The organism is Oceanitalea stevensii (assembly GCF_014837105.1).
GTDB classification, from domain to species: Bacteria; Actinomycetota; Actinomycetes; order Actinomycetales; family Actinomycetaceae; genus Oceanitalea; species Oceanitalea stevensii.
In genome coordinates this window covers 196,674-219,335 of the sequence record NZ_JACSPO010000003.1, presented here as the reverse complement: position 1 = coordinate 219,335, position 22,662 = coordinate 196,674, and the positions used below count along the sequence as shown (strand labels likewise).

Below are 22,662 nucleotides of genomic sequence, written 5' to 3'. Positions count from 1 at the left end.
CCCGTGCATCCTCCCATCCGGACTTTCACCGTCGGTCCTGGAGTTCCACCAGGTCAACCACCTCGGAAGGTGGGTCGCGGACTGTCACCGCCGGTTCGGAATCTCACCGACCCCGGAGCACGTTCTTGCAGCATCAAGCATGCCACAGGCCGGTTTGTTCCCGGGCACGTGTCGGGACTGTGCCACGAGCAGGGCCGGGAGGGCGCGGCGCGGCGGGCGACACGCTCGGTGTGCGGCCGGTGGCGGCTCGGTTGTGGCACGGACCGGCCGCGCCGGTTGGGCGGGCGGTGGGTGCGCTCTACGCGCACACAGGCGGCCGCCGACGCGCACCACCGGAGCGGTGGCCGCTACACGTCGGTCAGCGGGCTGCTGCTGCGAGCTCGCGGAGGGCCGTGACCTCGGCGTTCGGGTCCTCGGCACCGTAGACGGCGGAGCCGGCGACGAAGGTGTCCGCACCGGCGCGCGCGGCGGTGGCGATGGTGTCGCGCGAGATTCCGCCGTCGACCTGGAGCCAGATGTCCCGACCGGAGGCGTCGATCGCCTCCCGGGCGGCGGCGATCTTGCTGACGGTCGACTCGAGGAAGCGCTGGCCGCCGAAGCCGGGCTCGACCGTCATGACGAGGAGCATGTCGAGCTCCTCGAGGTAGTCGAGGTACGGCGCGATGTCGGTCGTCGGCCGGACGGCGATGGCCGCGCGGGCGCCGGCGGCGCGGATCTCACGGGCGAGCCGGATCGGGGCCACCGAGGCCTCGGCGTGGAAGGTGACCGACGCGCAGCCTGCCTCTGCGTAGCCGCGGGCCCAGCGGTCCGCGTCCTCGATCATGAGGTGCGCGTCGACCGGGACGGCACTCGCCGCGACGATCCGCTCGACCACCGGCAGCCCTAGCGTGAGGTTGGGGACGAAGTGGTTGTCCATGACGTCCACGTGCACGAGGTCGGCGCCAGAGATGCGCCCGAGCTCCCCCGTGAGGTCGGCGAAGTCGGCGTTGAGGATGCTGGGAGTGATGCGTACGGCCACGGTCCGAGCCTACCCATGCGGGTGCAGCCGGGTCCTCCCGTCCCGTCGATCGACGCCCGAGCGGTTCGCCTGTGATGCACCACCCGCTTGCCTGGGCGCTCGCGGCGGCTCGGGTCGGATGTCGGTGGTCGCTGGGACGATGTGACCAGGCGCACATCAAGGGTGGGAGGGGTGAGCACAGTGGCTGCGGAGAAGGCACCGGTCCCCCGCCCTCACTCGAACGCGGCCTGGCGGCGCCGCTGGCGCGATGGCACTCGCCCTTTCGTCGTCAGCGCCGAATGTCAGTGGTCGCTGGGACGATGTGACCAGCAGCACGTCAAGGCCTCGTAGGGGGTGAGGACAGTGGTCGGGGAGATCGGCGACGGAGCAGGTTCCTCACCCGGGCGTGGCTCGGGCGCGGGGCTGGCTGCAGACCCCGTGGACGCGCTGGCCTCAGTCCTGGAGTCGGTATCGGGGCTCGAGGGAACCCGCTGGCACGAGGTCGACGGTCACCGCCTGCAGGAAGCGCTGGCGCTGGTGGAGCAGATCGAGCGGCGGCTGGGCGGGGTCCGTTCAGCGCAGCTGGCGACGATCGAGGCGAACGGGTTGTGGGCGCTGGACGGGCAACGGACCTTCGCCGCGTGGCTGCGCACGCAGACCGATGCGACGCCGGCCGCCGCCTCGCGGCAGGTGCGCCAGGCTCGTGCGCTGCGTGACCTGCTGCCCAAGGCGCGCGTGGCGCTGTCGGAGGGGCGGATCAGCGAGGAGCACGTGGGTGTGCTGGTGCGTGGGGCGCTGACGACGAACCGGCTGCGTGCGCAGCTGTCCGACAGTGAGCTCGGTGAGGGGTTCCTGGTCGAGCAGGCCGAGCGGATGGACGCGGGGTCCTTCGCCAAGCTCGTGGGGACCTGGGCGATCGCCTCGGACCCCGAGGCCGCCGACCGGGCGTGGCGGGAGGACGGCGCCAAGGAGCAGCTGACCCTGTCGCGGACCATGGACGGGTATCACCTCAACGGGTGGCTCGATGAGCTCTCCGGCCAGAGCGTGGACACGGCGCTACGGGCCCATATGGGCCGCAAGGCGAAGGGCGATGAGCGCGCCCCGGCCCAGCGGCGGGCGGCGGCGTTGACGTCGTTGGCGCGGCAGTCACTGGATGCCGGTGAGCAGGGCAAGGGTGCCCGTATCCGGCCTCACGTGACTGTCACCGCGGACATCGAGACCCTGCGGGCGCTGGCCGCCGCGACCGGCTCACCCCGCCCGCCCGTGACAGCCAGTGGGCGGGAGCACGAGCCGGGCGGTGAGCTGGGGTTCTGGGAAGAGGCCCTGTGCACCGCACCGGGTGGGCCGCGCGATCCCGGTCAGCCCGGCGGTGACACCTTCCAGCCGTCCGTGCCCGGCGGGCCCCGCGATCCCGGCCAGTCCGGCGGCGACCCCTTCCAGCTGTCACCGGAGGCACGGGCGTGGATGGACGCGTGGCAGCCCGGTGACACCCACGTCATCGCCACCGCCATCGACCCCAGGGCCATGACCGGCATCGAGCCGGCGACCCTGGAGGACGGAACCCCGGTCCCGCCGGCGATGCTGGCAAGGCTCGTGTGCGAGTCCTCGCTGTCGCGGGTGGTGTTCGGACCGGACTCCACGGTGCTGGACGTGGGGCGTGAGCAGCGGATCTTCCCGGCCCACATGGTCCGCGCGGTCGTCGCCCGGGACAAGACGTGCCAGTACCCCGACTGCGACCAGCCACCCGGGGTCGGGGAGATCCACCACTCCCTGCAGTGGTACCGCGACGGCGGAGCCACCTGCGTGGAGCACGGCATCCTGCTGTGCTGGCACCACCACGACTGGGTCCACGCCTACGGCATCACCATCGTCCGCGCCGCAGGGCGCTGGTACTTCTACTCCCGCCACGGCCAGCTCATCACCGCCAAGCACGAACAGACCTAGAAACGCCAGGGGACAGCCCTGCCCACCGGCCGGTGAACGAGCGGCCAAGCGCCGCGCGAACCGAGGCGTGGCCGAGCAGAGGTGCCGATGGCGCGGGCATGCCGCAGTGCCCGGCAGGCGCGAGGTCGAGCGCCGCCCGGCCCAGGTGCCGCCGAGGAGACTTCCGGCGGTCAGGCGTCCTTGCGCAGCAGCGAGAGGAACATCGCGTCCGTGCCGTGCAGGTGGGGCCACAGCTGGACATCCGGCCCCTCGCCGAGGTCGGGCACGTCGGTACCTGTCGCCGCGGTCAGTGCCGCGCGAGCGTCGAGGCGCGTGATGTCCTCACGTCCGCGCAGGACGTCCTCGACCACGGCACTCGTCTCCGCCAGGTGCGGGGAGCACGTGACGTAGGCGACCACTCCCCCGGGCCGCACCGCCTCGAGCGCCGAGCCGAGCAGCTCGCGCTGGAGCGACGTGAGGCCGGGCAGGTCGCTCGGCTGACGGCGCCAGCGCGACTCCGGACGGCGCCGCAGCGCACCCAGACCCGTGCACGGCGCGTCGACGAGCACCCGGTCGTACACGCCCGGTTCGGCCTCGCCGATCTCCCGGCCGTCGCCGGTGCGGACGTCGACGCTGTCGCGCAGCGCGGCCGTGGACTGGCGGACCAGACGGGCGCGGTGGGGGGCGACCTCGTTGGCGAGCAGGTGGACCTCGCGCTCAGCGGCGATGGCGCCGAGGAGGGCCGACTTGCCACCCGGTCCGGCGCACAGGTCGAGCCAACGGCTCTCCTGCTCACCGTCCGGCCCGGGGAGCGTCTCGGCCGCGGCGAGGGCGAGAGCGACGAGCTGGCTGCCCTCGTCCTGGACCCCGGCCAGAGCGTCGCGCACGGCAGGCAGGGAGGCGGGGTCGCCCCCGGCGAGGCGAAGCGCGGTGGGCGCCCAGCTACCGGGCGTGCCGCGCTCCCCCAGCGTCCGCGTCACCTGCTCGGCGAGCTCCTCCGGGGAGACGAGTCCGGGACGGGCCACGAGCGTCACCGCGGGCGGGGCGTTGTCGGCCCGCAGCAGCTCGGCGAGCTCCTCGGTGGGCCGGTCGGCGGCGCGGAGCGAGGAGCGCAGGGCCCGCACCACCCACGCGGGGTGGGACTCGACGGCCACGAGGTACGCGCCGTCGTCGGGGATCTCCTCGCGGAGCTGGGCGAGCCAGGTGTCGAGGTCCTGGCGCCCGACGGCGCGGAGCACCGCGTTGGCGAAACCGCTCGCGCCGGTGCCGACGCGGGCCCGCACGAGGTTGACCGTCTGCGACACGGCGGCGTGCGAGGGCACGCGCATGCCGAGGATCTGGTGGGCGCCCATGCGCAGGAGGTCGAGGACGGGCGGGTCGAGCTGGTCGAGGGGGCGGCCGTTGGTGCAGCGCGCGAGGATCGCGTCGTAGCGGCCGCGCAGGCGGAGCGTGCCGTAGACGAGCTCGGTGGCGAAGGCGGCGTCGCGGCCGGTCAGGCCGCGCTCACGCAGCATCTTGGGCAGCGCGAGGTTGGCGTAGGCGTCGCTCGTCGCGACCGCCTCGAGGGTGTCGGCGGCCGCGGTGCGGGCCTCGTCAGCCGCCTCCCGACGGCGCGGGCCGGTGGGGCGCCCCCCGCCGCGGCGGGGACGGGAGCCCGGGTGCTGCTCGCTCATGCTGCCTCCCCGCCGAGACGCGCGTCCTCGGGCAACCGGGCGCCGCGCGCCCAGTCGGCCGCGGCCATCCACGAGCGACCAGCCGGGGCGACGTGCCCGAGCTCGACGGCGCCGTTCCCGGTGCCGACGAGCACCTCCGTCTTCCCCGCGCGCACCGCGCCGGGGGCCAGGTCGGTGACGTCGGCACGCACCGTGACGGGACCGAGCTTGAGCCGGGAGCCGTCGGGCGCCGTCGTCCACGGTCCGGGCGCGGGGGTGGTGCCGCGGACGAGACGGTCCACCGCGACGGCCGGCGCGGCCCAGTCGACCCGCGCGTCGGTAACCTCCAGGCGCGGAGCGTGGCTCACGCCGTCGGCCGGCTGGGGGACGGGGACGGCGCTGCCGGACTCGAGCGCGTCGAGGGTGGCGAGGAGGAGCGGGGCGCCGGACTCGGCGAGGCGGGCGAGAAGGTCACCGGAGGTGTCGCCCGGGCGCACCGTCTCGGTGAGGGTGCCGAGCACCGGGCCGGTGTCCAGGCCCTCCTCGATGCGGAAGGTCGTGGCGCCGGTGACGTCGTCGCCGGCGATGACGGCGTGCTGGACCGGTGCGGCGCCGCGCCACGCGGGCAGCAGCGAGAAGTGGAGGTTGACCCACCCGTGGCGCGGGACGTCGAGCAGGGCCGGCGGGATGAGGGCGCCGTAGGCGACGACGGGCGCGGCGTCGACGCCGAGGGCGGCGATCTCCTCCTGGACCTCGGGGTCGCGCAGGGTGCGCGGCGTGAGGACGGGGATGTCGTGCTCGCGGGCCCACGCCGCCACCGGGCTCGGGTGGAGGGTGCGGCCGCGCCCACGGCGGGCGTCGGGCCGGGTGAGGACGGCGACCACCTCGTGCGCGGAGTCCGCGAGGGCACGCAGGGACGGGAGGGCGACCTCGGGGGTGCCGGCGAAGAGGAGGCGCATGGTCCAGCAGTCTAGGCGCCCGGCGGGAGCGTCAGACCGGCAGGCCGAGCTCGCGGAGGTCGGCGCGCAGCTGCTCGGCCCCGGTGAAGTGGCGCGCCACGAGGCCGGCGCCGGAGGCGGCGTCGACGTTGCGCAGGGAGTCGTCGGTGAAGACCGTGAGCGGCGGGTCGAGCTTGAAGCGCTGGATGAGAAGGTCGTAGATCGCCGGGTCCGGCTTGGCCACGCCCACCTCGCCGGAGACGAGGACGCCCTCGAGCCGGTTGATGACCGGGGCGGAGCGGGCGGCCTCGTGGAAGTTCTCGGCCGACCAGTTCGTCAGGCCGAGCACCCGGATGTCGGCGGCGATGAGCTCCTCGACGATCTCGGTGGTGCCGGGGACCGGGCCTCCGAGGGAGCGGGCGAAGTTCGTCACGTAGTGGTCGAAGTCGTCGGCGCGGTGGGGGTGGCTGCGCTCGAGGGCGGCGCGGGCGTCGGCGAAGCTGCGTCCGGCGTCCTGCTCGTGGTTGAAGCCGGGGAAGTCGATCTCGTCGTGGAAGGCGTCGAACTCCTCGCGGGTCCAGCGCCCGGCGAAGGCCTCGTACGGGTCCCACCTCACGAGCACCTGGCCGAGGTCGAACACGACGGTGGTGATGGGGCCGGTGAGCGGGACGGAGGACTGCATCGCGGATCGCCTTCCTGTAGGAGTCGCCTCGACACTAGACGACGGCGCCATTCGGCGCGGCGCGGCGCCCGGGGCGAGGATGGAGGCCATGTCGACCGACCGCAGCGCGCCCGCCGTCCCCGCCGCCGCCACGTGGCGCGCCAAGGTGCCGGGCCTCGCGCTGGCGGTGGTGCTGGCGATGGTGGCGACGGCGATCGGCACCACGGTGCCCGTCATCGGCAGCCCGGTGAGCGGCGTCGTCCTCGGGGTACTCGCCGGCGTCCTCGTCCGACGGCGGACGGACGCCTCGTCCGTCGCGGCCCTCTCCCCCGGGCTCAAGCTGGCGAGCAAGCTCGTCCTGCAGGTCGCCGTCGTCCTCCTCGGGGCGCGGCTGTCGCTGGCGCAGGTCGCGCAGGTGGGCGTCGACTCGCTGCCGGTCATGCTCGGCACGGTGGTCGTCTGCCTCGTCGCGGCCGCCACCCTGGGCCGGCTGCTCGGCATCGACGGCGAGCTCCGCGTCCTCATCGGGACCGGCACGGCGATCTGCGGCGCCTCGGCCATCGCGGCCGTCACCCCGGTGGTCCGGGCCTCCGGCAGCAACGTCGCCTACGCCCTGTCGACCGTGTTCGCCTTCAACATCGCCGCCGTCCTCCTCTTCCCGCCACTCGGGCAGCTGCTCGGGATGAGCGAGGAGGCCTTCGGGCTCTTCGCGGGCACGGCGGTCAACGACACCTCGTCCGTCGTCGCCGCGGCGACGACCTTCGGCTCCGTGGCCGCTGACCACGCCGTGGTCGTCAAGCTCGTGCGGACGCTGCTCATCATCCCCATCGTCATCGGACTCGCACTCCTCGTCGCGCGCCGCGACCGGCGGGCCGCGGGGGACGACGCCGGACCCCGGCCGGCGGTGTGGCGGCTCGTGCCGTGGTTCCTCGTCGGCTTCCTGCTGCTGGCGACGCTCAACAGCATCGGGCTGGTGCCCGAGACGTGGCACGACCCGCTCGCGACGGCAGCGACCTTCCTCATCACCGTGGCGCTGACGGCGATCGGTCTGTCGACCGACGTGCCGGCGCTCCGCGCCGCTGGGCTGAAGCCGCTCGCCTTCGGTGGGATCCTCTGGCTGCTGGTCACCCTGAGCGCGCTCGGTCTCATGGCGCTGACCGGCGCCCTCTGACCGGAGCGTATCCAGCCAGGCCGACCCGGGGTCTCAGGTCGAGCAGCTCCGCGCCCGTGCGGAGGACTCAGTGCGGTGACCGGAGGTCCGCGAAGGCTGGGGTGGCCCGGCAGCAGAGCCCGGCCCGTCGGGGACCGGCACCGCGACGACACCCGGGTGGTCGGTACCCACGAAGTCCGAGGCCAGAAGCGCCACGGCCGGCGCAGTGCGCAGGCAGCGCCGCGTCGACGCGGCGGTGGCACAAGGATCGCCACGGACGGTCAGGACGTCTCGTCCTCCTCGTACCCGATGAGCCAGTGCACGCCGAACCGGTCGACGACCTGCCCGTCGGTGGCCCCCCACGGACGCTCCTGGAGGTCGTCGACCACCCGGCCGCCCTCGGCGAGCCTCCGGAACCACTCGTGCAGGGTGGCCGGAGGGGCCGCTCCGAGCAGCGAGAACATCAGTCCCTCGCTGTGGAACGCGGACTGGTCGCCCGTGGCGTCGGCGGCGTACAGGGTGACCGGCCCGTCGGAGAGCACCCCGTGGGCGATCGCCCCGGGAGGGCCGTCCGTGCGCCCGAAGTCCTCCAGCGTGTGCAGCCGTGCCGAGCATCCGAAGACCCCGGCGTAGAAGGTCAGCGCCTCCCGGGCGGTGCCCGGAAGGAAGATGTACGGCACCGGTGCTGTCATGTCCGGCAGCGTAGTCCGGCCCACCGTGACAGCTGCGGCCCGTGGCCGCCCGTCACAGCTCGGTGGGATCGACCTGGATGCGGACGGAGTCCGGCTCCTTGTGGGCGCTACGCACGGCGGCGGCCTGCGCCAGCGCCCTGGTGAGCCGGCTGCCCTGGCCGAGGTCGCTGCGCACGAGCGCCTGGACCTCCTCCTCCGAGAACGGCACGGGTCCGAGCACCTCGACGCCGTCGGGCCGCTCGAGGTGGCGCAGCAGGCCCGCGACGGCGCGGGCGCTACCGCGGACCGAGGCCATGCGGCTGGCGGGCGGGAGGTGGAGCTCGTGCCGCTCGGCGAGCTCGCGCTCGGCGAAGCCGGCCGGGTCCCACCGCACGAGCGCCTGGCCGGGAATGGGCGCGGGATCGCCGAGGAGCATGACCCGACCCCCCTCCGACGCCGGCCGCACCAGGGCGGCCGCCGCCAGCCAGCGGCGCAGCGCCTCGGACGGCGCGGCGAGGTCCTGACGGCCCGACACGGCGGCGGCGTCGAGCAGCAGCGCGCCCTGGTAGCCGCCCCGGGCGACCGGCTCGGCACCAGGCGTGGCGACGACGACGCGCGCCTTCTCGTCCACCTCCCGCACGACCCCGTGGTCGGCACGCGCGCCGGACAGCACGACCGGCACCTTGGGGAAGGCGCGACCGAGCTCCTCGGCGGTGCGCGCCGAGCCGACGCGGCTCGCGCGCATGGCGGAGCTCCCGCAGGTGGGGCAGGCCCAGGTGCGGTCCGGGCGCCCGCACCAGCGGCACGAGGGCACGCTCGTGCGCCCGCCGAGCTGCAGCGGGCCGTGGCACTCACGGCAGCGTGCAGGCTCGCGGCAGCCCTGGCAGGCGACGACGGGCAGGTAGCCGGAGCGCGGCACCTGGACGAGGACCGGCCCCTTCTCCAGCGCCTTGCGCACGAGCTCCCACGCCGGGCGCGGGATCCGGGCGGCCGCCGCCGGCCCCTCGCGGGCGAGGTCGATTTCCCCCGGCGCCTCGATCCGCGGGGTGCGCTCGCGCACCGTGGCGCGCGAGGCGGTGACGGAGGCGGCCCAGCCGGTGGCGACGAGCAGCCCCGCCTCCACGCTCCGCGTCCACCCGCCGAGCAGCAGCGCGGCGCCCTCCTGGGCGGCGCGCAGCGTGAGCACCTCGCGGGCGTGCGGGTAGGGCGCGCGAGGCTCGGCGAGGAGGTCGTCGCCGTCGTCCCAGCACACGAGCAGGCCCACGCGCCGGACGGGCGCGAAGGCCGCTGCCCGTGTGCCGACGACGACGCGCGCCTGTCCCGTGAGCAGCCGGACGAAGGCGCGGTACCGGCGCGAGGGGCCGTGGTCGGCCTGCAGCGACACGACCGGCTCCCCCGGCAGGGCGGCGGTGAGCGCCGCCTCGACGACCTCGGCCTCGTGGGCCGAGGGCACGACGACGACGACCCCGCGCCCGGAGGCGAGCGTGGCGGCAGCGGCCTCGGCGATCGAGGCGAGCCGGTCGGGCACGCCCGGCCCGTGCGCCGGCAGGGCCGACCACACCGCGCGGGGCGACTCCCCCGCCGCCAGCCGCCGCACGTAGGCGGCACCCCCGACGTAGTGGTCCCACGCCGTCCCGGGCAGGTGCGCGGCCGTGGTGCCGGTGCGGTCGGCAGCCGTGCCCTCCAGCACGGCCTTCTCGGTGGTGGCGTGCCGCGGGGGCACCGCGAGCCGGACGACGTCCATGAGGGAGCCGGCGTAGCGGTCCGCCACCGCCCGGCACAGCGCGGCGATCTCCGGGGTGAGGACCGGCAGCGCGGACACCACGCGCCGCAGCGGCATGAGCGTGCCGTGGTGGTCGGTGGTGGCGGCGCGCTCGAGGACGTACCCGGTGCGGTCCTTGCCGGCGAAACGCACCGAGACGCGGGTGCCGGGCTGGGCGGCGGCGTCCTGCTCCGGCGTCACGCGGTAGTCGAAGGGACGGTCAAGGTGCGGCAGCGACATGTCGACCGCCACCCGCGCGACGGGCAGCTCGACACCCGCCGCCTCGGCGCCGGAGACCGTGCGCACGGCGACGGTCTGCTCGAGCAGGGCGGGCTGGTGCACCGGTCTCACCTCCGCTCCCATCTCACCACGGGCCACCGACACCGCGGTGGTCGTCCACAGGCAGCGCGCGGCCCGGCGCCCGAGGAACCCTCAGCCGACGGCGCGGCGCAGCTCCTCGACGCGGTCGGTGCGCTCCCAGGTGAAGCTCGGCAGCTCGCGTCCGAAGTGCCCGTAGGCGCTGGTGTCGCGGTAGATCGGTCGCAGCAGGTCGAGCGCGTCGACGATCGCGGCGGGGCGCAGGTCGAAGACCTCGCTGATCGCCGCGTTGATCCTCTCGACGGCGACCGTCTCGGTCCCGAAGGTCTCGACGTACAGCCCCACGGGGTGGGCCTTGCCGATGGCGTAGGCGACGTGGACCTCGCAGCGGCGCGCGAGACCGGCGGCGACGACGTTCTTCGCGACCCAGCGGGTGGCGTAGGACGCGGAGCGGTCCACCTTCGACGGGTCCTTGCCGGAGAAGGCTCCCCCGCCGTGACGGGCCATGCCCCCGTAGGTGTCGACGATGATCTTGCGACCGGTGAGCCCGGCGTCGCCCATGGGCCCGCCGACGACGAACTTGCCGGTCGGGTTGACGTAGAGGGTGTGCCCGGCCGTGTCGAGATCACCGGCGTGCTCGGCGAGCACGGGCGCGACGACCTCCGCGGCGACGGCGGAGCGCAGCCACTCGGCGGTGACGTCGGCGTCGTGCTGGGTGGAGACGACGAGGGAGTCGAGCGCGACGGGACGGTCGCCGTCGTAGGCGATGGTCACCTGGGTCTTGCCGTCCGGGCGCAGGCCGGGGACGATCCCCTCCTTGCGCACGTGCGTGAGCCGCTCGGCGAGGCGGTGCGCGAGCCAGATCGGCAGCGGCATGAGCTGGGGTGTGTCGTCACTCGCGTAGCCGACCATGAAGCCCTGGTCGCCGGCGCCCTGCGCGTCGTACCGGTCGCGGCTCTCGCCGGCGCGGTCCTCCCACGAGGTGTCCACGCCGGTGGCGATGTCCGGGGACTGCTGGCCGATCGACACCTGCACGCCGCAGGACTTCCCGTCGAAGCCGATGGCGGAGGAGGTGTAGCCGATCGCGTTGACCTCGGCGCGCACGAGCTGCGGGATCTCGACGTAGGCGGAGGTCGTCACCTCACCGGCGACGGTCACCAGCCCGGTCGTCACGAGCGTCTCGACGGCGACCCGCGCGCGCGGGTCCTCCCGGAGGATCGCGTCGAGGATGGAGTCGGAGATCCGGTCGCACACCTTGTCGGGGTGCCCCTCGGTCACCGACTCGGAGGTGAACAGACGCAGGTTGGGCTTGGAGGTCACCGGTCGATCCTAGTTCAGCGCAGACGCGGCACAACGAGGTCCCACAGCCCGCGCGCGACGTCGTCCTTGCTGCCGGCGGCCTCGCCGACCACCTCGCCCGCGCCGTCGAGCACGGTGACGGCGTTGGCGACGGCGCCGAAGCCGCGGCCCTGGCCGACGGCGTTGACGGCGAGCAGGTCCGCGCCCTTGCGCCGGGCCTTGGCACGCCCGAGCTCGAGCACCTCGTCGGCGTCACCGGTCTCGGCGGCGAAGCCGACGACGACGAGCCGCTCCCGCTCACGGTGGGCGACGGTCGCGAGGATGTCGGGGTTCTCGACGAGCTCGACCGCCTGCGGGGCTGAGCCGTCCTTCTTGATCTTGCGCTCCGCCGTCGTCGCGGGGCGGAAGTCGGCGACGGCGGCGGCCATGACAAGCACGTCGGCGTCGGCGGTCGCGGTGTCCACGGCGTCGGCGAGCTCACGCGTGGTCTCGACCTCGACGACGTCGACGGCGGGGTGCTGGGCGGCACGGCGGGCGGCCTCGTCGATCGAGGCGGCGAGCAAGGTCACCCGGGCGCCGCGGCAGGCGGCCTCGCGGGCGATCGCGGCGCCCTGCCGGCCCGAGGAGCGGTTGCCGAGGAAACGGACCGGGTCGAGCGGCTCGCGGGTGCCGCCGGCGCTGACGACGACGGTGCGACCGGCGAGGTCCTGCGGCGCGAGCAGCGCGAGGGCGGCCGCGGTGATGGCCTCCGGCTCGGGCAGCCGGCCAGGGCCGGTGTCCGAGCCGGTGAGCCGCCCGGAGTCGGGCTCGAGGACCGTGACGCCGCGGGCACGCAGGGTGGCGACGTTCGCGACGGTCGCCGGGTGCTGCCACATCTCCGTGTGCATCGCCGGGGCGAGCAGCACGGGGGCGGTGACGGTGAGGAGCGTCGTCGTCAGCAGGTCGTCCGCCCGGCCGGTGGCGGCCCGCGAGAGCAGGTCCGCGGTGGCGGGGGCGACGACGACGAGGTCGGCGCTGCGACCGAGGGCGACGTGGTCGACCCCGGTGGCGCCCTCGAAGACGCTCGTCGTCACCGGCTCACCGGACAGCGCCTCCCAGGTGGGCCGCCCGACGAACTCGAGGGCGGCCTCGGTGGGGACGACCCGGACGCGGTGCCCTGCCTCGCGCAGCGCGCGCAGGACGAAGACCGCCTTGTAGGCGGCGATCCCCCCGGTGACGCCGAGGAGGACGCGCAGCCCGGTCGCCCCCGGCACGCTCACTCCTGGGTCGGGTTGACCGTCAGCAGTCCCTCGTTGATCTCGCGCAGCGCGATCGACAGGGGCTTGTCGGTCTGGCCGTGCGGGACGAGCGGGCCGACGAACTCGAGCAGCCCCTCCTGGAGCTGGGAGTTGTAGGCGTTGATCTGACGGGCGCGCTTGGCGCCGTAGATGACGAGGGCGTACTTGGAGTCCGCCGCCTCGAGCAGCTTGTCGATCGGGGGGTTGGTGATGCCAACGGGCTGGGCAACGGTTCCGGACATGCTCACCTCACGTGTTCGTTTCGGGGCGCGCCTGCACCGGGTGCGGGCACGCGCAACGTCCGAGTCTACTCGGTCGGCAGGCCCATGAGGGAGACGAGCTCGTCCGTGGCGCGTGTCACGACGTCGTTGACGACGATGTCGTCGAACTCGTCGGCGTGCGCGAGCTCCTCACGGGCGGTGCGCAGGCGACGCTCGCGCTCCTCCGGGCCCTCGGTGCCGCGGCCCACGAGCCGGCGCTCGAGCTCCTCGAAGGAGGGCGGGGCGAGGAAGACGAAGTGGGCGTTGGGCATCGTCTTGCGCACCTGGCGGGCGCCCTGGAGGTCGATCTCCAGGAGCGCGGGCTCGCCGCTGCGCAGCTGCTCCTCGACGGGGCCGCGCGGGGTGCCGTAGCGGTTCTGGCCGTGGACGACGGCCCACTCGAGGAGCTCGCCGTCGGCGATCATCCGCTCGAACTCCTCCGCGGAGACGAAGTGGTAGTGCACGCCGTCGACCTCACCGGGCCGGGGCGCACGGGTGGTGGCAGAGACCGACAGCCACACCCGGGGGTAGCGGCGGCGGATGTCGGCGGAGACGGTGCCCTTGCCGACGGCGGTGGGCCCGGCGAGGACGGTGAGGCGGGCCTCGGAGGCGGGAGTGGTGGTCGGCACGGTCACCCGAACCGCTCGACGAGGGACTCGACCTGGTTGTGGCCCAGGCCGCGCACGCGGCGGGCCTCGGAGATGCCGACCTCGGCCATGATCGCCCGGCTCTTCACCTTGCCGACGCCGGGGAGGGACTCGAGGAGCTCGACGACGCGCATCTTGCCGAGGGCCTCGTCGTCGGCGGCGTCGGCGATGACCTGGGAGAGGGAGGTCTGGGAGTACTTGAGGCGGTTCTTCACCTCGGCCCGACGGGTGCGGGCGGCCGCTGCCTTGGCCAGCGCGGCGGCGCGTTGCTCGGGGGTCAAGGAGGGCAGAGCCACGTTCATCACCTCGGGGACGGGGACACGGGAGGGGCTGAGGGCAAGGTACCCAGCGACCAGCTCAGTGTGCCAGTACCCGCAAGGCCCCAGAGCCCGCCCGGCCGGGGCGGCGGCGTCGTCCTCACCACACTTCGCGTCATCGCGCCACCGGAGCGCGCCGACCTCCCCGGTCGTCCTCTCACCTCCCCGGCTCGCGCGGGCTGTGGTGAGGAGAAGCGGGGAGGTCGGCGACGGCGTCGCTCAGGCGACCGCGACGACGGCGCCCGCCAGTCGCCGGGCTACGACGCCGGAAGGGGCAGGTCGGGGCGAGCGCGCCGCCGGGCGACGGCGGTGGGGCGGTCAGCCGGCAAGTGCGGTGCGGACCTCGGCGACGGCCTGCTCGGCGGCGGCCACGAGGCCGTCCGGACCCGCGGCGAGAACCGCGCGAGAGGTGCTGGCGAGCACCGCCTGCTCCGCTCCCGCGAAGACCTCCGTGACCTCGGCACGTCCGGCGCCCTGCGCGCCGAAACCGGGGGCGAGCAGCGGGGCCCGGGAGCCGGCGAGGTCGATGCCGAGCTCGCGCGCGGCGGCGCCGATGGTGGCGCCGACGACGAGCCCCACGGAGCCGAGCCCGGTGGGTGCCGGGCCGCTCGCGTTGAGCACGCCCACGCCGTCGACGATCCCGGCGGCCACCGCGCGCCCGTCGGCGCCGACGGCGTGCTGCACCGAGGCTCCCTCCGGGTTGGAGGTGAGGGCAAGGACGAACACTCCCCTGCCGGTGGCGTGGGCGAGCTCGACGGCGGGCGCGAGGGAACCGAGCCCGAGGTACGGGGACAGGGTGATCGCGTCCGCGGCCAGGGGCGCGCCGTCGGCGAGGTACGCGTGGGCGTAGCCGGCCATGGTCGAGCCGATGTCCCCGCGCTTGACGTCGAGGACGCTCAGCGTGCCGGTGTCCCGGCAGGCCGCCAGGACGTCCTCGAGGACGGCGACGCCCGCCGAGCCGTGCCGCTCGAACAGCGCCGACTGCGGCTTGAGCGCCGCCACCCGCCCCCCGAGCACCTCGACGACGCACATCGCGAACGTGCGCAGACCCGTCACGTCGTCGGGCAGCCCCCACGCGTCCAGCAGGCCGGGGTGGGGGTCGATGCCGACGCACACCGGTCCGTGCTCGGCCATCGCCGCGGCGAGCCGGGTGCCGAAGGGCACCGGCTCGGCCGGAGGAATCCGGCTGTCGGCGGGAGGGGTGGGATTGCCGGCCGGAGGAATCCGGCTCTCGGCGGAGGGGGGTGCGGGGGTCACCGGGCGGCCCGGGCGGCGTCGTGCTCCTGGAGGGAGGTGACGGTCATCGGGCCGAGGCCGGCGGCCTCGATGGCCTGGACCGCGGCGGAGAGCTCCTGGACGGTCGTGATGATCGGCTTGTCGGCCGCCGTCGTCGCCGTGCGGATCTCGTAGCCGTCGGCGCGGGCGCCCTGGCCGGAGGGGGTGTTGACGACCATGTCGACCTGGCCGGTCTCGATGAGGTCGACGATCGTCGGCTCGCCGTCGGGGCCGCGCCCGTCGGAGGCCTTGCGCACCAGCCGCGCGGGGATGCCGTTGCGGCGCAGCACCGAGGCGGTGCCGCTCGTCGCGAGGATCTCGAAGCCGAGGCTCTGCAGGCGTGCGACCGGGATGGCCAGCGCCCGCTTGTCGCGGTCCGCGACGGACACGAAGACGGTGCCCGTGGTCGGCAGCCCGCCGTAGGCGGCCGCCTGCGACTTGGCGAAGGCCCGGGGGAAGTCGACGTCGTAGCCCATGACCTCGCCGGTCGAGCGCATCTCCGGGCCGAGCACGGTGTCGACGACGGAGCCCGCGCGGGTGGCGAAGCGCTTGAAGGGCAGCACCGCCTCCTTGACGGCGATCGGCGCGTCGAGGTCGAGGCGCGTCGCGTCGTGCTCGGGCAGGATCCCCCGCTCGCGCAGCTCGGCGATCGTCGCCCCGGCCATGACGAGCGAGGCGGCCTTGGCCAGCGGCACGCCGGTGGCCTTGGCGACGAAGGGCACCGTGCGCGAGGCGCGCGGGTTGGCCTCGATGACGTAGAGGACGTCGGAGACGAGCGCGAACTGGATGTTGATGAGCCCGCGCACGCCCACGCCGTCGGCGATGGCGCGGGTGGACTCGGCGATCCGGGCGATCTCCCGCTCGGAGATCGTCACCGGCGGCAGCACGCAGGCGGAGTCGCCGGAGTGGATGCCGGCCTCCTCGATGTGCTCCATGACGCCGCCGAGGAAGAGCTCGGTGCCGTCGTAGATGGCGTCGACGTCGATCTCGGTCGCGTCGTCGAGGAAGCGGTCGATGAGGAGTGGGCCGGTGGTCGCGCCGATGCCGGCACGCTCCGCGTAGTCACGCAGCTGCTCGACGTCGTAGACGATCTCCATCCCGCGCCCACCGAGCACGTACGAGGGGCGCACGAGCACCGGGTAGCCGATGCCCTCGGCCACCACCTCGGCCTGCGCGAGCGTCGTCGCGGTGCCGAAGGCGGGGGCGGGCAGGCCGGCGGCGGCGAGGACGGCGCCGAAGCGGCCGCGGTCCTCGGCGGCGTCGATGGCCTCGGGCGGGGTGCCGAGGATCGGCACGCCGGCGTCGGCGAGGCGCTGGGCCAGGCCGAGCGGGGTCTGGCCACCGAGCTGGACGACGACGCCGGCCACCGGGCCGACGGCGAGCTCGGCGTGGTAGACCTCGAGGACGTCCTCGAAGGTGAGCGGCTCGAAGTAGAGCCGGTCGGAGATGTCGTAGTCGGTGGAGACCGTCTCCGGGTTGCAGTTGACCATGACGGTCTCGAACTGCTCGGCCAGCGCCATGGTGGCGTGGACGCACGAGTAGTCGAACTCGATGCCCTGGCCGATCCGGTTCGGTCCCGAGCCGAGGATGATGACGGCGGGACGCTCGCGCGGCTCGACCTCCGTCTCCTCGTCGTAGGAGGAGTAGTGGTAGGGGGTCTGGGCGGCGAACTCCGCGGCGCAGGTGTCGACCGTCTTGTAGACGGGGCGCAGTCCGTAGGCGTGGCGCACCTCGCGGACGGTGTCCTCCGACAGGCCGCGCAGCTGGCCGACCTGGACGTCGGAGAAGCCGTGGCGCTTGGCCTCGGCGAGCAGCTCGGGGGTGAGCGCCGGCGCCTCGCGCAGCTCGGCGGCCACCTCGTCGAGGAGCACCATCTGGTCGAGGAACCACGGGTCGATGGAGGTGGCCTCGAAGAGCTGCTCGACGGTCGCGCCACCACGGATGGCCTGCTGCACCTGGACGAGGCGCTCCGTCGTGGGGACCCGCACGGTCTCGAGGAGCGCGGCGGTCTGCTCGGCGTCGGGTGCCTCGCCCTGCCAGTGGAAGACGCTGCCCTTGGCGTCGATCGAGCGCATCGCCTTCTGGAGGGCCTCGGTGTAGCTGCGGCCCAGCGCCATCGCCTCGCCCACCGACTTCATGGTGGTGGTGAGGACGGGGTCGGCGGCGGGGAACTTCTCGAAGGCGAAGCGCGGGACCTTGACGACGACGTAGTCCAGCGCCGGCTCGAAGGAGGCCGGGGTGGTCTTCGTGATGTCGTTGGGGATCTCCTCGAGCGTGTAGCCCACGGCCAGGCGCGCGGCGATCTTGGCGATCGGGAAGCCGGTGGCCTTGGAGGCCAGCGCGGAGGAGCGCGAGACGCGCGGGTTCATCTCGATGACGACGATGCGGCCGGTGTCCGGCTCGACGGCGAACTGGACGTTGCAGCCACCGGTGTCCACGCCCACGGCGCGGATGATCGCGATGCCGATGTCGCGCATCTTCTGGAACTCGCGGTCGGTGAGCGTCATCGCCGGGGCGACGGTGATCGAGTCACCGGTGTGGACGCCCACGGGGTCGACGTTCTCGATCGAGCACACGACGATGACGTTGTCGGCCTTGTCGCGGATGAGCTCGAGCTCGAACTCCTTCCACCCGAGGATCGACTCCTCGAGGAGGACCTCGGTGGTCGGCGAGTAGTGCAGGCCGGCACCGGCGATCCGCTCGAGGTCCTCGGGGTTGTACGCGAGGCCCGAGCCGAGGCCACCCATGGTGAAGGACGGGCGCACGACGAGCGGGTAGCCCAGCTCCTCCGCGGCGGCGTAGCACTCCTCCATCGAGTGGCAGATCGTCGAGCGCGCCGAGCTGGCCCCGCACTGCTCGACGATCTCCTTGAAGGCCTGACGGTCCTCCGCCGCGTGGATGGAGGCGACGGACGCGCCGATGAGCTCGACGTCGTACTCGGCCAGCACCCCGGCCTCGTCCAGCGCGATCGCGGTGTTGAGGGCCGTCTGCCCACCGAGGGTGGGCAGGAGTGCGTCGGGGCGCTCCTTGGCGATGATCGTCGCGACGACCTCGGGGGTGATCGGCTCGACGTAGGTGGCGTCGGCGATCTCCGGGTCGGTCATGATCGTCGCCGGGTTGGAGTTGACGAGGATGACGCGCAGGCCCTCCTCGCGCAGCACCCGGCAGGCCTGGGTGCCGGAGTAGTCGAACTCGGCGGCCTGCCCGATGACGATCGGCCCGGAGCCGATGACGAGAACGGAACGCAGGTCGGTACGACGCGGCATCAGGCGTCCTCTCCGGTCGTCTGGGAGCGCGCCTGCCGCCGGGCGGCGACGAGCTCGAGGAAGCGGTCGAACAGGTGGGCGGCGTCGTGCGGGCCGGCGGCCGCCTCGGGGTGGTACTGGACGGAGAACGCGGGGATGTCCAGGGCGCGCAGGCCCTCGACGACGCCGTCGTTGAGGCTGATGTGGGAGACCTCCACGCGGCCGAAGCGGCCGTCGTCGTAGGGCGCGAGGCTCTCCTCCCCCACGGGCACGTCGACGGCGAAGCCGTGGTTGTGCGCGGTGATCTCGACCTTGCCGGTGGCGCGGTCGAGCACGGGCTGGTTGACGCCGCGGTGGCCGTAGTCGAGCTTGTACGTGCCGTAGCCGAGGGCGCGGCCGAGGAGCTGGTTGCCGAAGCAGATCCCGAAGAAGGGGAGCCCCTGGGCCAGGACCCCGCGCAGCACCTCGACCTCGTGGTCCGCGCTGCCCGGGTCGCCCGGGCCGTTGGAGAAGAAGACGCCGTCGGGCTCGAGGGCGACGATCTCCGCGAGGGTGGTCTGCTGCGGGACGACGTGCACGCGCGCGCCGCGCTCGGCGAGCTGGGCGGGGGTGCGCGCCTTGATCCCGAGGTCGACGGCGACGATCTCGGCGAGCGGCTCCTTGCCGGCGAACTCGCCGGTGGGCTCGACGACGTAGCGCTCCTGGGTGGAGACCTCACCGGCGAGCGCGGCGCCGCTCATCGCGGGCGCCTGGCGGACGAGGTCGACGAGGACGCTGATCGCGGAGGAGTCGCGCCCCATCGCACCGGCGGGCAGCGCGGAGCCGGAGAAGATGCCGGCGCGCATGACGCCACGGTCGCGCAGGTGGCGGGTGAGGGCGCGGGTGTCGAGGTGGCAGATGCCGACGACGCCCTGCTCGCGCAGCTCGTCCTCGAACTCGCGGGTCGAGCGCCAGCTCGAGGCGCGCCGCGCCGGCTCGCGCACGACGAGCCCGGCCACCCAGATGCGGGTGGACTCCGGGTCCTCGTCGTTGGCGCCCGTGTTGCCGATGTGCGGGGCGGTCATCGTGACGATCTGCCGGTGGTAGGACGGGTCGGTGACCGTCTCCTGGTAGCCGGTCATCGCCGTCGCGAAGACGATCTCCCCGACCGTGCGGCCCTCGGCGGCGTAGGCCTGCCCGGACAGGACGTAGCCGTCCTCGAGGACGAGCAGGGCGTCCTCACGCTGGTTCCTCAACGGGTTCCTCCTGTGGTGCTGGCGACGGGCTGGGCGTCGAGCACGGTCGCACGCCCGCGGAGGAACGTGGCCACGACGCGCCCTGGAAGGGTACGGCCCTGGAACGGGGTGTTGCGGCTGGTGGTCGCCTGGTGGGCGCCGTCGACGACGACGCGGGCGGCCGGGTCCACAAGGGTGAGGTTGGCGGGCTCCCCGACGGCGATGGGTCGCCCGTGCCCCTCGACGCGCCCGATCCGGGCGGGTGTCGTCGACAGCACGCGCGCGACGCCGGCCCAGTCGAGCAGGCCGGGCTCGACCATCGTCTCGACGACGACGGGCAGCGCGGTCTCCAGGCCGGTCATGCCGAAGGCGGCGTCGGCCCACTCGCAGTCCTTCGCCTCCACGGGGTGGGGGGCGTGGTCGGTGGCGACGATGTCGATCGTCCCGTCGGCCAGCGCGGCGCGCAGGGCGAGGACGTCCTCCTGCGTGCGCAGCGGCGGGTTGACCTTGTAGACCGGGTTGTAGCTGCGGGCGAGCTCGTCGGTGAGGAGCAGGTGGTGGGGGGTCACCTCGGCGGTGACGTCGATGCCGCGGGCCTTGGCCCAGCGGACGATCTCGACGGACCCGGCGGTCGACAGGTGGCAGATGTGCACCCGGGAGCCGACGTGCTCGGCGAGGAGGACGTCACGGGCGATGATCGCCTCCTCCGCGACGGCCGGCCAGCCGGTGAGCCCGAGCTCGGAGGACACGACGCCCTCGTTCATCTGGGCGCCCGCGGTGAGGCGGGGCTCCTGGGCGTGCTGGGCGATGACGCCGTCGAAGGCCTTGACGTACTCCAGCGCCCGGCGCATGAGGACCGGGTCCCACACGCACAGGCCGTCGTCGGAGAAGACCCGCACGCGGGCCTGGGAGGCGGCCATGGCGCCGAGCTCGGCGAGCTGCTCGCCCTTGAGCCCGACCGTGACGGCGCCGACGGGCAGGACGTCGGCCCAGCCGGCCTCGCGGCCCAGCCGCCACACCTGCTCGACGACGCCGGCGGTGTCGGCGACGGGCTGGGTGTTGGCCATCGCGTGGACGGCGGTGAAGCCGCCGAGCGCGGCGGCGCGGGTGCCGGACCACACGGTCTCGGCGTCCTCGCGGCCGGGCTCGCGCAGGTGGGTGTGGAGGTCGACGAGCCCGGGCAGGGCGACGAGACCGTCCGCGTCGACGACGTGGGCGTCGCTGCCCGCCTGGGCGGCGGCGTCGGCGCCGGTGGCGGTGATGACGCCGTCGGCGAGGAGGAGGTCGGTGGGCTCGGCGCCCAGGGGCGCGGCGCCCCGGATGAGGTGGCTGGTCACGCGGGTGCTCCCTGCGTCGTCGTGGGCGCCGGCGCGCCGGCGAGGAGGTGGTAGAGGACCGCCATGCGCACGGAGACGCCGTTGGCGACCTGCTCGACGATCGTCGAGCGGGGGCTGTCGGCGGCCTCGGCGGAGATCTCCAGGCCGCGGTTCATCGGGCCGGGGTGCATGACGATCGCGTGCTCGGGCAGGCGCGCGAGGCGGGCACCGGTGAGGCCGTAACGGCGGTGGTACTCCTGCGGGGAGGGGAAGAACCCGCCGCCGGAGCTCGACATCCGCTCCCGCTGGACGCGCAGCATCATGACGGCGTCCGGGCCGGTGGCGAGGGCGGCGTCGAGGTCGTACTCGACCTCCGCCGGCCAGGCGTGGGCGCCCACCGGGACCAGGGTGGGCGGGGCGACGAGCGTGACCTGCGCACCGAGCGTCGTGAGGAGGTCGACGTTCGAGCGCGCCACCCGCGAGTGGAGGACGTCGCCCACGACGACCACGCGCAGACCGGTGAGGTCGCGGCCGCGGGAGTCGCCGTCGTCGGCCGCGAGGTGGCGACGGACCGTGTACGCGTCCAGGAGCGCCTGGGTGGGGTGCTGGTGGGTGCCGTCGCCGGCGTTGACGACGGGCACGTCGATCCAGCCGGAGTGGGCCAGCCGGTGCGGGGCACCGGAGGCGCTGTGGCGGATGACGACGGCGTCCGCGCCCATGGCCTGGAGGGTCTGGGCGGTGTCCTTGAGGGACTCGCCCTTGGAGACGCTCGAGCCCTTGGCGGCGAAGTTGATGACGTCGGCCGAGAGCCGCTTGGCGGCGGCCTCGAAGGAGATCCGGGTGCGGGTGGAGTCCTCGAAGAAGAGGTTGACGACGGTGCGGCCACGCAGCGTGGGGAGCTTGCGGATCTCCCGGGACTGGGTGACGGCCATCTCCTCGGCGGTGTCGAGGAGCGCGACGGCCGCGTCCCGGTCGAGGTCGGCGGCGGAGAGCAGGTGCCTCATCGCTCCTCCCCCTCGGCCGGCTTGACGATGGTGACGGCGTCATCGCCGCCGTCGACGTCCGCGAGGGTGACCTGCACCCGCTCGTGACGCGAGGTCGGCAGGTTCTTGCCGACGTAGTCCGCGCGGATGGGCAGCTCGCGGTGCCCGCGGTCGACGAGGACGGCGAGCTGGACCCGGGCCGGGCGGCCGAGGTCGTTGATGGCGTCGAGGGCAGCGCGGATCGTGCGCCCGGAGTAGAGGACGTCGTCGACGAGGACGACGGTGGCGCCGTCGATCCCGCCGGGCGGCACCTCGGTGCGCAGGAGCGTGCGGGTGGGCTGGGAGCGCAGGTCGTCGCGGTACATCGTGACGTCGAGCGTGCCGAGCTCCGCGCTGCCGCCGGCGGCGAGCACGCGCTCGTGCAGCCGCTGGGCGAGCGGGGCGCCGCGCGTGGGGATGCCGAGGAGGACGAGACGGTCCTCCGGGTCGGTGCGCTCGAGGATCTCGTGGGAGATGCGGGTCAACGCCCGGGTGATCTCCGGGGGACCGAGCACGGGTACGACAGGGCCGAGAGACATCTGGCTTGCTCCTTCCCCGCCTCACAGGACGGGTCTTTAAAGGACGGGCAGATCGCGGCCCATGCTAGCGGCGCCGCTCCCCCGCCCCGCCGCGTGTCTCACGCCAGACCGCAGGTGCGACCCACCTCACAGACAAGCGGGCCCTCAACCCAGCGCCGACAGCTGGATCCCGCCCACCC

At 74.1% G+C, this 22,662-nt stretch carries 19 protein-coding genes and 1 riboswitch; of the genes, 2 read left to right on the top strand and 17 right to left on the bottom strand.

The genetic code is table 11. The features are described from left to right. Positions 1 to 124: riboswitch (FMN riboswitch) on the bottom strand. 234 nt (positions 125 to 358) lie between these two features. After that, positions 359 to 1,018: a ribulose-phosphate 3-epimerase gene (gene rpe, locus H9624_RS08675; RefSeq protein ID WP_251839492.1), complete on the bottom strand. Its 660-nt coding sequence runs from the start codon at positions 1,016 to 1,018 to the stop codon at positions 359 to 361. Positions 1,019 to 1,435: 417 nt separating this feature from the next. Here rpe and H9624_RS08670 point away from each other — a divergent pair, with 417 nt between their 5' ends. Further along, positions 1,436 to 2,941, top strand: coding sequence for an HNH endonuclease signature motif containing protein (locus H9624_RS08670; protein WP_251839491.1), 1,506 nt, complete (start codon positions 1,436 to 1,438; stop codon positions 2,939 to 2,941). A 170-nt stretch (positions 2,942 to 3,111) separates the two neighbouring features. On the opposite strand, the gene H9624_RS08665 is transcribed toward H9624_RS08670, so the two are convergent. Genes H9624_RS08665 through H9624_RS08655 form a run of 3 tightly spaced genes read right to left on the bottom strand, consistent with a single transcriptional unit; the run spans position 3,112 to position 6,192 of the window. Then, positions 3,112 to 4,593, bottom strand: a complete 1,482-nt coding sequence (locus H9624_RS08665) for an RsmB/NOP family class I SAM-dependent RNA methyltransferase (protein ID WP_251839490.1) — start codon at positions 4,591 to 4,593, stop codon at positions 3,112 to 3,114. After that, positions 4,590 to 5,531: a methionyl-tRNA formyltransferase gene (fmt, locus tag H9624_RS08660; RefSeq protein ID WP_251839489.1), complete on the bottom strand. Its 942-nt coding sequence runs from the start codon at positions 5,529 to 5,531 to the stop codon at positions 4,590 to 4,592. The genes H9624_RS08665 and fmt overlap by 4 nt, the downstream gene beginning before the upstream one ends. A 31-nt stretch (positions 5,532 to 5,562) precedes the next feature. Further along, positions 5,563 to 6,192: an HAD family hydrolase gene (locus H9624_RS08655; RefSeq protein ID WP_251839488.1), complete on the bottom strand. Its 630-nt coding sequence runs from the start codon at positions 6,190 to 6,192 to the stop codon at positions 5,563 to 5,565. An 88-nt stretch (positions 6,193 to 6,280) separates the two neighbouring features. Here H9624_RS08655 and H9624_RS08650 point away from each other — a divergent pair, with 88 nt between their 5' ends. Then, entirely contained in the window at positions 6,281 to 7,342 is a 1,062-nt protein-coding gene (locus H9624_RS08650) for a YeiH family protein (RefSeq protein ID WP_251839487.1), read from the top strand. Between the two features lie 260 nt (positions 7,343 to 7,602). On the opposite strand, the gene H9624_RS08645 is transcribed toward H9624_RS08650, so the two are convergent. The 13 genes from H9624_RS08645 to pyrR form a co-directional block, all read right to left on the bottom strand. Then, positions 7,603 to 8,013 carry a VOC family protein gene (locus tag H9624_RS08645; RefSeq protein ID WP_251839486.1) on the bottom strand — a complete coding sequence of 137 codons (411 nt, stop codon included), beginning with the start codon at positions 8,011 to 8,013 and terminating at the stop codon, positions 7,603 to 7,605. A 52-nt stretch (positions 8,014 to 8,065) separates the two neighbouring features. Further along, entirely contained in the window at positions 8,066 to 10,096 is a 2,031-nt protein-coding gene (locus H9624_RS08640) for a primosomal protein N' (protein ID WP_251839485.1), read from the bottom strand. 90 nt (positions 10,097 to 10,186) lie between these two features. Beyond that, complete coding sequence (metK, locus tag H9624_RS08635; RefSeq protein ID WP_251839484.1) at positions 10,187 to 11,392, bottom strand: methionine adenosyltransferase; 1,206 nt, start codon at positions 11,390 to 11,392, stop codon at positions 10,187 to 10,189. A gap of 14 nt (positions 11,393 to 11,406) precedes the next feature. After that, positions 11,407 to 12,606: a bifunctional phosphopantothenoylcysteine decarboxylase/phosphopantothenate--cysteine ligase CoaBC gene (gene coaBC, locus H9624_RS08630; protein ID WP_251839548.1), complete on the bottom strand. Its 1,200-nt coding sequence runs from the start codon at positions 12,604 to 12,606 to the stop codon at positions 11,407 to 11,409. Positions 12,607 to 12,626: 20 nt separating this feature from the next. Next, entirely contained in the window at positions 12,627 to 12,890 is a 264-nt protein-coding gene (rpoZ, locus tag H9624_RS08625; protein WP_110851226.1) for a DNA-directed RNA polymerase subunit omega, read from the bottom strand. 65 nt (positions 12,891 to 12,955) lie between these two features. Further along, the gene (gene gmk, locus H9624_RS08620; RefSeq protein WP_251839547.1) at positions 12,956 to 13,537 is read right to left on the bottom strand and encodes a guanylate kinase; all 582 of its coding nucleotides are present in this window, start codon (positions 13,535 to 13,537) and stop codon (positions 12,956 to 12,958) included. Positions 13,538 to 13,539: 2 nt separating this feature from the next. Beyond that, on the bottom strand, positions 13,540 to 13,851 hold the full coding sequence (gene mihF, locus H9624_RS08615) for an integration host factor, actinobacterial type (protein ID WP_110851360.1): 312 nt from the start codon (positions 13,849 to 13,851) through the stop codon (positions 13,540 to 13,542). Between the two features lie 339 nt (positions 13,852 to 14,190). Then, a complete protein-coding gene (gene pyrF, locus H9624_RS08610; protein ID WP_307784948.1) occupies positions 14,191 to 15,036 on the bottom strand; it encodes an orotidine-5'-phosphate decarboxylase in 846 nt (281 codons plus the stop codon). An 89-nt stretch (positions 15,037 to 15,125) separates the two neighbouring features. Continuing rightward, the gene (gene carB / locus H9624_RS08605; protein WP_251839483.1) at positions 15,126 to 18,413 is read right to left on the bottom strand and encodes a carbamoyl-phosphate synthase large subunit; all 3,288 of its coding nucleotides are present in this window, start codon (positions 18,411 to 18,413) and stop codon (positions 15,126 to 15,128) included. Continuing rightward, complete coding sequence (gene carA, locus H9624_RS08600) at positions 18,413 to 19,627, bottom strand: glutamine-hydrolyzing carbamoyl-phosphate synthase small subunit (protein WP_251839482.1); 1,215 nt, start codon at positions 19,625 to 19,627, stop codon at positions 18,413 to 18,415. The genes carB and carA overlap by 1 nt, the downstream gene beginning before the upstream one ends. After that, positions 19,624 to 20,943: a dihydroorotase gene (locus H9624_RS08595; RefSeq protein WP_251839481.1), complete on the bottom strand. Its 1,320-nt coding sequence runs from the start codon at positions 20,941 to 20,943 to the stop codon at positions 19,624 to 19,626. Before H9624_RS08595 ends, carA begins: the two co-directional genes overlap by 4 nt. Beyond that, positions 20,940 to 21,926: an aspartate carbamoyltransferase catalytic subunit gene (locus tag H9624_RS08590; RefSeq protein WP_251839480.1), complete on the bottom strand. Its 987-nt coding sequence runs from the start codon at positions 21,924 to 21,926 to the stop codon at positions 20,940 to 20,942. Before H9624_RS08590 ends, H9624_RS08595 begins: the two co-directional genes overlap by 4 nt. Beyond that, positions 21,923 to 22,483, bottom strand: a complete 561-nt coding sequence (gene pyrR / locus H9624_RS08585) for a bifunctional pyr operon transcriptional regulator/uracil phosphoribosyltransferase PyrR (RefSeq protein ID WP_251839479.1) — start codon at positions 22,481 to 22,483, stop codon at positions 21,923 to 21,925. Before pyrR ends, H9624_RS08590 begins: the two co-directional genes overlap by 4 nt. Positions 22,484 to 22,662: the final 179 nt, after the last annotated feature.

Coding starts and splice junctions, on each gene's coding strand:
- H9624_RS08665 (WP_251839490.1), bottom strand. CDS start 4,593: ATGAGCGAGCAGCACCCGGGCTCCCGTCCCCGCCGCGGCGGGGGGCGC.
- fmt (WP_251839489.1), bottom strand. CDS start 5,531: ATGCGCCTCCTCTTCGCCGGCACCCCCGAGGTCGCCCTCCCGTCCCTG.
- H9624_RS08655 (WP_251839488.1), bottom strand. CDS start 6,192: ATGCAGTCCTCCGTCCCGCTCACCGGCCCCATCACCACCGTCGTGTTC.
- H9624_RS08650 (WP_251839487.1), top strand. CDS start 6,281: ATGTCGACCGACCGCAGCGCGCCCGCCGTCCCCGCCGCCGCCACGTGG.
- H9624_RS08645 (WP_251839486.1), bottom strand. CDS start 8,013: ATGACAGCACCGGTGCCGTACATCTTCCTTCCGGGCACCGCCCGGGAG.
- rpoZ (WP_110851226.1), bottom strand. CDS start 12,890: ATGTCCGGAACCGTTGCCCAGCCCGTTGGCATCACCAACCCCCCGATC.
- carB (WP_251839483.1), bottom strand. CDS start 18,413: ATGCCGCGTCGTACCGACCTGCGTTCCGTTCTCGTCATCGGCTCCGGG.
- H9624_RS08590 (WP_251839480.1), bottom strand. CDS start 21,926: ATGAGGCACCTGCTCTCCGCCGCCGACCTCGACCGGGACGCGGCCGTC.
- pyrR (WP_251839479.1), bottom strand. CDS start 22,483: ATGTCTCTCGGCCCTGTCGTACCCGTGCTCGGTCCCCCGGAGATCACC.